Here is a 12393-nt window from a genome sequence, read left to right as displayed (position 1 = left end):
CTGAGAGGGCACTCCGCGACTGAGAGGGCACTCCGCGACTGAGAGGCCTCACCGCGACAGGGGTGCGCACAAGCCGGCGACTCGTGCACAGTCGACCCATGGCAAGGCTTGCGAAATCCCCCAGACGCGCCCCGGGTGTCGTGCTCGGTGCGTTCATGGCCGTGGCGATCATGGCCATCGGAGCGGCTGTGACCCTGGCGTTCCTCAACCCCTTCGGCACCGAGACCGTCGACCGGTCGGGGCCGACCGTGGTCGAACAGATCCGCGTTCTCAACGAGTTCACCGCGGCCGAGGCCGAGTTCGTCCAGGACGTCGACATCGAACAGGACACGAAATGGTTGCCCGACGCCATCGGCGGCGAACGGACCGTGGCCATGGTGGCGGGCACCGTCCGTGCCACGGTGGACTTCTCCGGGCTCACCGACCAGTCCGTGACGACCTCGGCGGATGGCACCACGATCACCGTGACGCTCCCCGAGCCGGTGCTCCAGGATGCCGACGTGCACGAGGACTCGACCCGGATCGTCTCGCGCCAGCGAGGCCTCATCAATCGCGTGGCCGACTTCCTTTCCACCAACCCGTACGACGACGGCGGCCTCTACAGGGCGGCGGAGCGAAAGCTCAACGATGCGGCGGCAGCAGCCGACATGCACACGACCGCCCAGGAGAACACCGAGGCGTGGGTCGAGGGATTCCTCGGCGCTGCCGGCTTCGAAGAGGTGGTCGTGAACTGGTCGACGGCTCCCGTCTAGTTTCGACAGGACGAGCCCTCGGGTTCCGCCCCCCAGAAAACGAAGGATGAGCCTTGGAAGCCACGAACGAAGCCCCGCCGACTGCGGTGCAGTGGGCGGCACAGGTACTCGGCGGGTACAAGGTCTACGGAGAGGGTGACAACGAAGTCCGTGCACTCGACGGGGTCAGCGTCGGGTTCGAACCGGGGCGCTTCACCGCGATCATGGGCCCATCGGGGTCGGGCAAATCCACCCTCATGCAGTGCGCTGCCGGACTCGACCGCCTCACCGCCGGCCAGGTGCTGATCGGCGATGTCGACATCAGCACCCTCAACGAGAAGCAGCTCACCCTGCTGCGCCGGGAACAGGTCGGTTTCATATTCCAGCAGTTCAATCTGTTGCCCACGCTCACCGCCGAGGAGAACATCACGTTCCCGCTCGATCTGGCGGGAGCCAGGCCCGACCCGGAGTGGATGGACCATGTCGTGCAGACCGTCGGGCTCGGCGACCGACTCAGCCACAAGCCATCGGAGCTCTCAGGTGGCCAGCAGCAGCGCGTGGCGGTGGCCCGGGCCTTGGTGGAGCGGCCCCGGATCATCTTCGCCGACGAGCCGACCGGCAACCTCGATTCGCACTCCTCGACGGAGATCCTCGCCTTCATGCGCAACGCGGTGAACGAGTTCGCACAGACGGTCGTGATGGTGACCCATGACCCGGTGGCCGCCACCCACGCCGACCGGGTGCTGTTCCTGTCCGACGGCGAGATCGTGGACGAGCTTCTCCAACCGACGCGAGAGGCCGTGCTGGAGCGCATGGGCCAGCTCTCGGCCTGAGGGCTCAACATGTGGCGCCTCACCATCAAGAACCTGCGGGCCAACCTGACCCGCCTGATTGCCACCGGCGTGGCGGTGATAACCGGTACGGCCTTCGTGGCCACGGGCCTCGTGCTCACCCAGGCGATCTCGAATGCCACCGCCGGGAACGTGGAGCTCCAGTACGAAGCAGTGAACGTGGCGGTCAGCCCGGGCGACGCCGCCGGTCGCGGTGGCCCCGGGGGCGTTGATGCCTCGGTGCTCGACGAAGTGCGCGCGCTGCCACAGGTCGAGGCAGCAGAGGGCGAACTGGCGGAGAGCACCCAGGTGCTCGATTCCGACGGCGACCCGATCCGTTCGCAGATGCTCGGGCGCATCTGGTTCACCGATGACGAACTCAATGCGTTCTCGCTCACCGACGGCCGCGCTCCGAGCGAACAGGGAGAGGTGGCCGTCGACCGGGAGACTGCTGGGGACGGCGACCTGTCGATCGGCGACACCCTCGACCTGGCGACGCCATCGGGCCCCACGACCGCCGAGCTCGTGGGCATCACCGAATTCGGCAAGGCCGCCTCGGTGGATGGTGGCGGAACCGTGTTCTTCGACCCCGTCGACGGTCTCGACATACTCAGCGCTGGGTCGGATCAGTACTCGTGGCTGTTGATCCGCACCGACGGATCGAGCGGGGCCATCGACGCGATACGTGGCGCAGTGCCGGCCGGCCTGCTCGTCCAGACGGGCGACCAGTTCCGCACCGACGCCCGGGCTGCAACCGAGGAGTTCGCCAACTTCCTTCGGCCCGTGCTGCTCGGCTTTGCCTTCCTCGCCCTGTTCGTCGCCGGCTTCGTGATCTACAACACCTTCACGGTCGTGGTCACTCAACGCACCAGGGAGTTGGCGCTCATCCGCTCGATCGGTGGCACTCCGGGCCAGGTCCGGCGCTCGCTGCTCGGTGAGGGCTCCGTGCTGGGATTGCTGGCCAGCGCGATCGGCCTGGTCGTGGGCGTGCTGCTCAGCATGCTCGTGCAGTGGATCCTCGACCGGTTCGACGTACCGATACCGAGCGCCGGGTTCGCGCTCACCCCGGCAATCGTCATGGTCACGCTCATCTCCGGCACCGTGATCACGGTGCTGGCCGTGATGATCCCCGCATTCCGCGCCGGGCGCACAGCTCCCGTCGAGGCGATGCGCTCCGCCGCCGTCGACCACTCGGGCACCTCTGCGGCGCGGATGTGGATCGGTGGGTCGATGCTGGCGCTCAGCGTCGCGATGCTGTTGTTCACCCGGTTCGTCTCAACCAATCCGTGGCTGCTCGGCATCGGAGCATTCCTGTTGTTCTGGGGCATCGTGATCGGCGGCCCGCTGCTGGCCCGCCTGACGGGCAGGCTGATGAAGGCGATCCTCGGCCGAACGCTCACCGGCCGACTTGCTGCTGACAACATGGCCCGCAACCCGAAACGCACCGCGACCACCGCAAATGCACTGGTCATCGGGCTGTTCCTGGTGACGCTCGTGACCGTGTCGGGAACCGCATTCCGGGACTGGATGATGGGCGAACTGGCCGAGATGAGTTCATCTGACTTCGTGGTGATCGGCGCCACGCCCGTGCCCGACGAGGTGCTGGGCGAGATCGGCAGGATCGACGGGGTCACCGACGTGGCGGGCGTGCGCAACGCGCAGGTGACCGACACCAGCGGCAACACTGCGATGCTCAGCGGCGCCGACATGGACGACCTGAAGCGCACCACCGGCATCACGGCCTCAGAGGGTTCACTCGACGACGTGGCAGCCGGCGAGGGCGCGGCCACGTTCGGCTTCGACGAGCTCGTGGCGAACGGCGGCAGCGCCGGCTCATCGCCGACCACGACCGCGCCACAGAGCGGTGAACCCGGCAGCGAATCGGGCCCCACACTCGACATCGGTGGTTCGGCTTCCACGGCGGGCTCGGTGGCTGTCGGTGACGTGTACAACCTCATCGACCCGCAGGGCGACACGGTGCAGGTACCCGTGGCGGCAGTGATGGAGTTCGACATCGGCGACCTGTTCCTGCTCTTCCTCGGCACGATCGTCAACGAGGACGTGTTCACCGAGGTGGCGGGCGAGCAGCCGGTCGGCCAGGTGTTCATCCGTGCCGACCAGAACCGCATCGACGCGGTGGGCACGGATCTGGACAACCTGCTGGAGGACTACACCGGACTCGAAGCCGTACCCGGCAACTTCATCGGCCAGCTGCTCGGCTCGGTGATCGACTTCCTGATCGCTGCGGTGAACGGCCTCCTGGGGCTTTCGGTGCTGATCGCGCTGATAGGCATCGTCAACACCATGAATCTGTCGATCCACGAGCGCCGACGCGAACTGGGGATGGTGCGCGCCCTCGGCATGACCCGGTCACAAGTCCGCTCGATGGTGCGCACGGAATCGTTCCTGATCGGAGTACTGGGCACGTTCATCGGTGTCGCCTCCGGCGTGTTCCTCGGTTTCGTGGTCGTGGGTTCCGTCACCAGTGGCGGTCTCTCGCTCAACTGGGGACGGGTCGGATTGATCTTCGCCGCCGGCGTCGTGATCAGCGTGCTCGCCTCACTCTGGCCGGCTCGCAAGGCCGTCAAGGTGGAGATGCTCGAGGCGATGTCTGCGACCTGAGCGCCGACGTGGTTCGATGGAACACATGGCTTCGGTCGACAGGGCTTCCCCCCTACCGCTGTGGGCGCAGGTCGAGTCCGACCTGCGGCGTCGCATGGACCGCGGCGAATTCGACGAGCGATTCCCCACTGACGAGGAACTGGTCGACTCCTACGAGGTGAGCCGGCACACCGCGCGCGAAGCGGTGAGGCGGCTCTCCCAGGAAGGTCTGGTGGTACGCGAACGCGGCCGTGGCACCGTGCTCGCCGGCGGCCATGTGGAGCAACCGCTCGACTCGATGTACTCCCTGTTCGAGGCGGTGGAGGCCGGCGGGCTCGAGCAGACCTCGGAGGTACTGGGCCAGCGAACGGTCACCGACGCCGAGGCGGCCGGCGCGCTCGGTCTGGAACCGGACGCATCGCTGGTGCTGATCGAGCGGCTCCGCCGCGCGGATGGTGAGCCGCTGGCAGTCGACCGGGTCTGGTTGCCCGAGCAGGTGGGCACCCCGTTGGCAGGCACCGACTGGTCCCATACGAGCCTGTATGAACAACTTGCCCAGCACGGCACCGGACGACCCGATTCGGGTTGGGAGCGCGTACGTGCCGTCATGCCGTCTCAGCAGGACGCCGAGCGGCTGGGCCTCGACGGCCCTGATGCCGTGTTCTGCCTCGAGCGACTCGGCCAGGTCGCCGACAGACCGGTCGAGTGGCGCCGCAGCCTCGTGCGTGCGGACCGATTCGCGGTGGTCACGCGATTCGAGGCCGGCCGAACCGAGGCCTCGCTGCGCCTCACCAACTACGGCGACAGCCGCAAGTAGGTCAGTCGAGGACGCCTTGTGGGTGTTCGATGCCGGCGTTGTCGAGCGCGCCGTAGTACAGCTGCATGATCGACTCGGGGTTCTCGGTGTGGAACACCTCACCGTTCTCGTCGTAGAAGTCCATGCCCTGCTCGATCACGAACTGGATGACCGCGGGTTCCGTGGCGTCTTCGGGCACCGAGAGCGTGTGGATCGTGCCGGTCTGCTCGAAGATGTAGTCGCCCGCTTCGGCGACCCAGTCGTATTCGAGGTAGCCCCATTTGCCGCTCACGGTGAAGGCATGGACCTCGCCGTGGTGGTAGTGCTTCGGCAGCACCGTGCCGGCCGCGAAGCGGTTCATGACGGTGTAGCGGCCACTGCCCTCTCCCTTTCGCATCACCTTCATCTCGATTCCAGGGGCCAGCTCGGCCCAGGGGATCTCGCCTGTGCGGCAGATGCTCGTTGCGTCCTCAGCTGCGATGTCGACCATGGTCGCGACGCTAATCCGGACACCTGCCCGCATCACATCCTGCTTGAGCTTGACTGTTGCGACATTTGTACGTACATTTGGACTTATGCAGACGGCGCTGATCCTCGGCCTCGCAGCACTGATCGGACTCGCACTCGGCGCGGCCGGCGGCGGAGGGTCAATCCTCGCTGTGCCCGTGCTCGTGGGCGTGGCCGGCCTCGCCGTAACCGAAGCCACCACGGCGTCGCTGATCGTCGTCGGCACAGCTGCCGCGATCGGGCTCGCCTCCGACCTGCGCACCGGTCGAGTGCGCTTGGCGCCCGGGGTCGTGTTCGGCCTGACAGGCATCGGGGGCGCCGCAGTGGGCACCACACTCAACCGCGGACTCGACGAAGGCGTGCTGCTGATCGGCTTCGCAGCACTGATGGTTGTCGTGGCCGGCCGCATGGCCCTCAACCTGCGCAAGCAAGCAGCAGGCCCATCCAGCTCTGTCCCCTCGGACCCCCCGACCACCGGCGGCGAGCCCGTACCCGCTGCGGGCGAGCGCGCCGCGCTGTCGCTGCAACGCGTCGGCGAGTCGGCCGCCCAGGTGACCACCCGCCGCGGCCGCGTGCGCAACTGCAGGATCGTGGCCGGGATCAACACCTGCCAGCTGGTGCGCATCGTCGCCGCAGGCACCGCCGTGGGGCTGCTCACTGGCCTGTTCGGCGTGGGCGGCGGCTTCATCATCGTGCCCGCCCTGGTCCTGGTGCTCGACTTCGACATCCGCTCGGCCACGGCCACATCGCTGGTCGTGATCGCCATCAACAGCGCAGTTGCACTGGCACTCCGGGCGGATCTCGGCTCGGTGGACTGGGGCATCGTTGCCCCGTTCACCGCCCTGGCAACAGCAGGAGTGCTCCTTGGCCGGCGGGTCGCCCACCGACTTCCCGCACGCACCCTCTCGGTCGCCCTGACCGTGCTGGTTCTCGCCATGGCCGCCTGGACCGCAGTCCAGGGCGTCACGGCGCTCGCCTGAGCGCTGACCCACGCAACCCCCGACCCCCGAACACAACGACCCAAACGCACAGAGAGACGACAGGAGATACACAATGGGAACCCGGCTCGACACACCCCGCAGCACATCGGGCGAAAGGAACCAGCCCGCCGTGATCTTCGAACAGCACTACCTCGACTGCCTCTCACAGGCTTCCTACCTGATCGGTGACCCGACAACCGGCAAGGCGGTGGTGGTCGACCCCAAGCGCGACATCGCCGACTACGTGGATTCCGCACAGGACCACGGCCTCGAGATCGTCATGGTCATCGAGACCCACTTCCACGCCGACTTCCTCTCCGGTCACCTCGAGCTGGCCGAGGCAACCGGCGCAGAGATCGCCTACGGCTCCGCGGCCGACGCCGAGTTCCCGCACCGCAAGCTGGCCGACGGCGAGCGCATCGCGCTCGGTGAGGTCACCCTCGAGATCCTCCACACGCCTGGCCACACACCGGAGTCGATCTCGATCGTGATCTGGGAGCATCCTGGCGACGTCGACGACCCTGACGCGGTCCCCCATGGCGTGCTCACCGGTGACACCCTGTTCATCGGCGACGTCGGCCGCCCCGACCTGCTCGCGTCGATCGGTGTCACCGCGGATGAGCTCGGCCGCGCGCTCTACGGCTCGCTGCGCGACAAGCTGATGGTTCTCCCCGACGCCACCAAGGTGTTCCCGGGCCACGGTGCCGGCTCGGCGTGCGGCAAGTCGCTGTCCACCGAGACGGTGTCCACGATCGGCGAGCAACGCATCAGCAACTACGCCCTGGCCGACATGGACGTGGAAGCGTTCCTCGACGTGGTCACCGAGGGCCAGCCGGCGGCGCCCGTATACTTCGTGCACGACGCGATCCTCAACCGCAAGGACCGCGAGCTCCTCGACGAAGGCGAACTGCCCGAGAGCATCGACCTCGACGCACTGCGGGCCGCCCGTGACCGCGGTGCTCTCGTGATCGACACCCGCGACCAGTCGGCCTTTTCCGGCGGGCACATCGCGGGCTCGGTCAACATCGCTCTCGATGGCCGCTTCGCCGAGTACGCAGGCTCGGTGGCACGCCCGGGCGACGAACTGGTGCTCGTCTGCGAACCCGGCTCCGAACTCGAGGCCCGCACGCGACTGGCCAGGATCGGATTCGACTCGGTGGTCGGCTACCTGTCCGACCCCTACGGCACGATGGCGGCCAACCCCGAACAGATCCACCGGTCATCGCGGCTCACAGCAGAGGACTTCCAGTCGCGGCGCGGTGCACTCGATGACCTCGTGGTGATCGACGTGCGGAATCCCGCCGAGACCGAGGAGGGCACGGTCGACGGCGCTGTGATCGTGCCGGTTGCCCGCCTGCGTGACCAGCTCGACGCGCTCTCGCAGTACCGCGACCAGCCGGTCGTCACCATGTGCGCCGGTGGGTACCGCTCTTCGATCGCGGCCAGCCTGCTGCGCGCCAACGGGTTCGGCGATGTGAGTGACGTGATCGGCGGCTACACCGCACTGCAGACACTCGACGAGCAGCCGTAGATTCGTGGCGTGTGCGACACGCTGGTGAGCCTGACCGACGACGGGATCCTCTTCGCCAAGAACAGCGACCGCGACCCCAATGAGTCACAGGTGCCCGAATGGCACCGGCGCGCCAACCATCCCCCCGGATCGCAGCTGCGCTGCACGTGGATCACCATCGACCAGGCCGAACACACCAACGCGGTGCTGATCTCGCGCCCCTGGTGGATCTGGGGAGCCGAGATGGGTACCAACGAGCACGGCGTGGTGATCGGCAACGAAGCCGTGTTCACGCGTGCCGGTGGCCTCCTGCGCAACGGCAGCGAGATCGAGCGGGGCCTGCTGGGCATGGACATGCTCCGCCTGGCCCTCGAACGCACGGCGACAGCACACGAGGCGGTCGAGTGCATCGTCACGCTTCTCGAGCGGCACGGACAGGGTGGCCCGGCCTCCCACGAGCACCCCGGCTTCAGCTACGACAACTCCTTCATCGTCGCCGATCCCAACGGCGCAATCGTGCTGGAGACAGCCGGGCGATCGCATGCCACCGAAGAGGTCGCCGGCCGCGGCCGGTCGATCTCCAACGGACTCACCATCGACGGGTTCGCCCAGGCCAACGCCGACCCCCTGCGCTCGCGGGTGTCTGCCTGTGTGCAGCGACGTGCCCGCACCGAGGCCAGCGCTGCGGCAGCAAACGGCGTGGCGGACATGTTCGCGGCGTTGCGCGACCACGGGACCGACGGCGCAGGGCCGCGCTACTCGCTGGTCAATGGCGCACTGTCGGCCCCCTGCGCGCACGCCGGCGGCCTGCTCACCTCGAGCCAGTCGACGTCGTCGATGGTGAGCGACCTGCGGCCTTCGGGGCGCCACTGGCTCACCGGCACGTCAGCCCCGTGCACCTCGCTATTCAAGCCTGCCCGGGTGGACGAGCCCGTTGACCTGGGCCCGGCACCGGGCAACGTGTTCGACCAACGCAGTGTGTGGTGGCGTCACGAGCTGCTGCATCGATCGGTCATGCGGAATCCCGACGCGCTGCTCTGCCGCTTCAGCGCCGAGCGCGACTCGGTCGAGCAACGCTGGCTGGTCGAGCCGCCGCCCTCGGTCGACGCGTTCGCGGCCGCGGACAACCTCGAGGCCGGCTGGACCGACCTGGTCGGTGAGGCCGTGGCGGCGAAGGCGGCACCCGAGACACGTCCTCGGCAAGTGGCGAGGATCTGGCGACGCTGGAACCGCGCATCCGCGTTGCCCGCCTGACAGTCCCGCGGCCAGTGGTCGCCAGGTGCCCGGTCAGACGGTCAGACGGTCAGACGGTCACCGATACGTCGGTCGTGCCCGCCGCCCAGTCGAATCCCGCTGCCGTGTGGCCGGCGGCATTACGGACACGCGGGTCCAGCACCCGGTACTCGACGTTGATGTCGTCCTGTGTCGCGGTGAGCAGTCCGTAGCCGCGGCGCCCCCAGTCGACCCATCGGAACCACGGTGAGAACCCCTTGGTGAACGCACTGAACGCCTGTGCGAGCTCCCGGCTGAAACTGATCGCCACCGAGGACACCGAGCCACACACGAACTCCTGGGCCACGGCAGGGCTGTGGTGGTCCTCGATGTCGAGGTGGATGGACGACTGCCAGAAGGAGTGGATGTCGCCCGTCAACACGCCCGTGTCGGAGATGCCCTCGTCGTGCAGGAAGGCCGTGAGCAGGTCCCGCTCAGCCGAGTAGCCGTCCCACTGGTCGAGGTTGAAGTACACGCCCGCATGGCGGGGAACGTCGCCGAACACCGGCTCGTCGAGGTCTATCCATCGCAGTGGAGCAACCATCACCTGCTGGCCCAGCAGCTTCCAGCGCACACCGTCGCCCTGGGCTGCGCCGAGTCCGTCGAGCAGCCAGTCGCGCTGGTCGGTCCCGAGGATGCTGCGCCCTTCGTCGTGCACCATGGACGCGGGCGGCACCGAGGTGACCTGGAGGATCTGCGCATCCGGGTTGGGGTCGCGGTACTGGCGGGTGTCGAGCATTGACACCTCGAGCAGGTCTCCGAAGCGGTGGCGGCGGTATATGCGGGTTCCGTCGATCGGCCAGACCGGCTGGTACTCGAACCAGGCCCTGTGGGCGTCGGCGGCACGCACCGCGTCCTCGGCTATGCGTGCACGGTCGTGGTTGTTGACGAACTCGTGGTCATCCCAGACCGGCGAGAACGGATGCGCCGCGTGCGCCGCGCGCAGGTCGGGGTCCGAGCGGTACATCCGGTACTTCGCGCGGTAGGTGGCAAGGTCGACCGCTGCGTCGCTCGGGTCGTCACGCACGCCCCAGATCGGGTTGGGAGAGCCTGCCTTTTCGTAGATGTAGTCACCCAGGTGCAGCACCGCATCGACATCGGTATCGGCCACCTCGCGCCACGCCGGGTACCAGCCGGATGAGAAGTCCTGGCAGCTGGCCACGGCAAGGCGGATCGACGCGGGTGATGCGCCGGCTTCCGGCAGCGTCTTCGTGCGCCCCACAGGCGACGCCAAGTCACCGACCAGGAACCGGTACCAGTGGCGCACTCCCGGGGCGAGTCCTTCGGCGAGCACCTTGGCACAGCCGTCGGTGTCGGCGTCGACAGCGACGGTGCCGGAAGCGACAACCGCCGCGAAACCGGCATCCGTGGCCACCTCCCAGGCGAGTTCGACCGAGGAGATCACCGCAGGGGCGAAACGGGTCCACAACACGGCGGCGTCCGGTGAGTGCAGCCCGGACGCCACACCGCAGTCCCAGGGCCCCTCGACAGTCTCCAACGATGGCAGGGTGGTGCAGCCTGCGACCGTCGCGGCACCCACGGCACCCGCTCCGCCCCACAGGAACTTCCGCCTGCTCGGCCTGTCGATCCACGCAGCCACTGCTGTCCCCCGCTTCTCCGCCCGACTGCGGGCCCCGGGGCCCGCAACGCCTGGCAGAACGGTACCCGAGGCCGCCCGAGCGCCGAAAGGCCGGCCTGGCGACGTGTAACAGCACGTTCACATTCACCGAACAAAGCGGCAACGGGAGGCGACCAAGGTCTGCACCATCACCTGCGAGCAGTGTGGCTGGCAGGCGAACGATCTCTGTAACGCAACCCCGAGGAGTCACCTTGCTAGCCCAAGAGTTGGTACCGGAAGCCAACAAGGTCTTTCTGGACAACACATTCGTGTTCGTCGCAGCGGTCCTTGTCATATTCATGCAGGTCGGGTTCGCGCTCGTCGAGGCTGGCCTGACACGTTCCAAGAGCGTGTCCAACATCATGATGAAGAACCTCATGGACTTCTCCGGAGGCGCCATCATGTTCTTCCTGATCGGTTACTCGATCGCCTACGGCCCCGAAGGAAACAGCCTGATCGGCTGGGGCAACGAGGCACTCCGCGCCACCGGGGAATGGAGCGCCGCCGACGGCGGTCTGTCACCCGGGGTGGACTTCTTCTTCCAGATGGCGTTTGCCGCCGCAGCGGCCACGATCGTGTCCGGGGCCATGGCGGAGCGCACCAAGTTCAAGAGCTACTTCCTCTACTCGTTGGTGATCACGGGATTCATCTACCCGATCGTGGTCCACTGGACCTGGGGCGGCGGCTGGATCTCACAGTTCAACGACGGCCTGTTCACCGACTTCGCCGGCTCCTCGATCGTGCACATGACCGGTGGCCTCGCAGCGCTGGCCGGAGCAGTAGTGCTCGGACCACGCCTCGGCAAGTACGGCCCCGACGGCAAGCCGCGAGCCATCCTGGGACACAACATCCCATTCGCCGTGATCGGTGCGGTCATCCTGCTCATCGGCTGGTTCGGCTTCAACCCGGGATCCCAGCTGGCGGCTGACTTCCCGGAGGTGGGCAACATCGCTCTGACCACCGTCCTGGCGGCAGCAGCAGGAGCCCTCACCGCCATGGGAGCCATCTGGCTCAAGTCCGGCAAGCCCGACGTGGCAATGGCGGCCAACGGCCTGCTCGCAGGCCTGGTCGGCATCACTGCCGGTACCGCAGCGGTAGGCAACTGGGGCGCCATCGCCATCGGTGTGCTCTCCGGTGGAGTCGTGGTCGTGTCGGTGCTGTTCCTCGACCGGGTCCGCATCGACGATCCGGTCGGCGCCATCTCGGTGCACGGCACCTGCGGCGCTCTGGGCACCCTGCTGGTCGGCGTGTTCGCCCTCGAGGGAAGCGTAATCTCCGACGGCTCCTTCGACCTGCTGTTCACCCAGCTGGTCGGCGTGGCCGGAATCGCAGCATTCGTACTGGCCGCATCGTTCGCCCTGTTCCTGGCCATCAAGTACACCGTCGGGCTGCGGGTCAGCGCCGAGGAGGAGATCGAGGGACTCGACATCCTCGAGCACGGTGCCCCCGGCTACAACGAGGACACCGCTCACATCGGTGGCAGCGGGCCCGCCGGAGCGGGTGTGGGCGCGAGGCAAACCGTCTCGGTCTAGCGGGAGCCTGGTCGGA

10 protein-coding genes are annotated in these 12393 nt (G+C 67.5%); 8 read left to right on the top strand and 2 right to left on the bottom strand.

The genetic code is table 11. From position 1 onward, the window contains the following. Positions 1 to 98: 98 nt before the first annotated feature. Genes GY812_09640 through GY812_09625 form a run of 4 tightly spaced genes read left to right on the top strand, consistent with a single transcriptional unit; the run spans position 99 to position 4979 of the window. Positions 99 to 752, top strand: a complete 654-nt coding sequence (locus GY812_09640; protein MCP4435741.1) for a DUF4230 domain-containing protein — start codon at positions 99 to 101, stop codon at positions 750 to 752. Between the two features lie 53 nt (positions 753 to 805). Beyond that, the gene (locus GY812_09635; protein ID MCP4435740.1) at positions 806 to 1564 is read left to right on the top strand and encodes an ABC transporter ATP-binding protein; all 759 of its coding nucleotides are present in this window, start codon (positions 806 to 808) and stop codon (positions 1562 to 1564) included. 9 nt (positions 1565 to 1573) lie between these two features. Next, a complete protein-coding gene (locus tag GY812_09630) occupies positions 1574 to 4183 on the top strand; it encodes an FtsX-like permease family protein (GenBank protein ID MCP4435739.1) in 2610 nt (869 codons plus the stop codon). Between the two features lie 25 nt (positions 4184 to 4208). Beyond that, positions 4209 to 4979, top strand: coding sequence for a GntR family transcriptional regulator (locus GY812_09625; GenBank protein ID MCP4435738.1), 771 nt, complete (start codon positions 4209 to 4211; stop codon positions 4977 to 4979). 1 nt (position 4980) lies between these two features. Here the strand turns inward: GY812_09625 and GY812_09620 are convergent, their stop codons facing one another. Beyond that, the gene (locus GY812_09620; protein MCP4435737.1) at positions 4981 to 5481 is read right to left on the bottom strand and encodes a hypothetical protein; all 501 of its coding nucleotides are present in this window, start codon (positions 5479 to 5481) and stop codon (positions 4981 to 4983) included. Positions 5482 to 5533: 52 nt separating this feature from the next. Between GY812_09620 and GY812_09615 the strand changes: the two genes are divergently transcribed. From GY812_09615 to GY812_09605, 3 genes are all read left to right on the top strand, one after another. Further along, the gene (locus GY812_09615; protein ID MCP4435736.1) at positions 5534 to 6445 is read left to right on the top strand and encodes a sulfite exporter TauE/SafE family protein; all 912 of its coding nucleotides are present in this window, start codon (positions 5534 to 5536) and stop codon (positions 6443 to 6445) included. 130 nt (positions 6446 to 6575) lie between these two features. Further along, positions 6576 to 7976 (top strand): MBL fold metallo-hydrolase, encoded by a 1401-nt coding sequence (locus GY812_09610; GenBank protein ID MCP4435735.1) that lies wholly within the window; start codon positions 6576 to 6578, stop codon positions 7974 to 7976. A gap of 9 nt (positions 7977 to 7985) precedes the next feature. Next, complete coding sequence (locus GY812_09605) at positions 7986 to 9209, top strand: peptidase U34 (protein ID MCP4435734.1); 1224 nt, start codon at positions 7986 to 7988, stop codon at positions 9207 to 9209. A 49-nt stretch (positions 9210 to 9258) separates the two neighbouring features. Here GY812_09605 and GY812_09600 read toward each other — a convergent pair whose 3' ends face one another. After that, entirely contained in the window at positions 9259 to 10827 is a 1569-nt protein-coding gene (locus tag GY812_09600) for a hypothetical protein (protein MCP4435733.1), read from the bottom strand. Between the two features lie 230 nt (positions 10828 to 11057). Between GY812_09600 and GY812_09595 the strand changes: the two genes are divergently transcribed. Further along, positions 11058 to 12377, top strand: coding sequence for an ammonium transporter (locus GY812_09595; GenBank protein MCP4435732.1), 1320 nt, complete (start codon positions 11058 to 11060; stop codon positions 12375 to 12377). Positions 12378 to 12393 lie beyond the last annotated feature (16 nt).

This window comes from Actinomycetes bacterium (assembly GCA_024222295.1).
Lineage (GTDB): Bacteria > Actinomycetota > Acidimicrobiia > Acidimicrobiales > Microtrichaceae > JAAEPF01.
Note: the sequence above shows the minus strand (reverse complement) of the source record. Positions and strands in the feature narration are given on the sequence as shown.

Coding starts and splice junctions, on each gene's coding strand:
- GY812_09625 (MCP4435738.1), top strand. CDS start 4,209: ATGGCTTCGGTCGACAGGGCTTCCCCCCTACCGCTGTGGGCGCAGGTC.
- GY812_09640 (MCP4435741.1), top strand. CDS start 99: ATGGCAAGGCTTGCGAAATCCCCCAGACGCGCCCCGGGTGTCGTGCTC.
- GY812_09620 (MCP4435737.1), bottom strand. CDS start 5,481: ATGCGGGCAGGTGTCCGGATTAGCGTCGCGACCATGGTCGACATCGCA.
- GY812_09615 (MCP4435736.1), top strand. CDS start 5,534: ATGCAGACGGCGCTGATCCTCGGCCTCGCAGCACTGATCGGACTCGCA.
- GY812_09630 (MCP4435739.1), top strand. CDS start 1,574: ATGTGGCGCCTCACCATCAAGAACCTGCGGGCCAACCTGACCCGCCTG.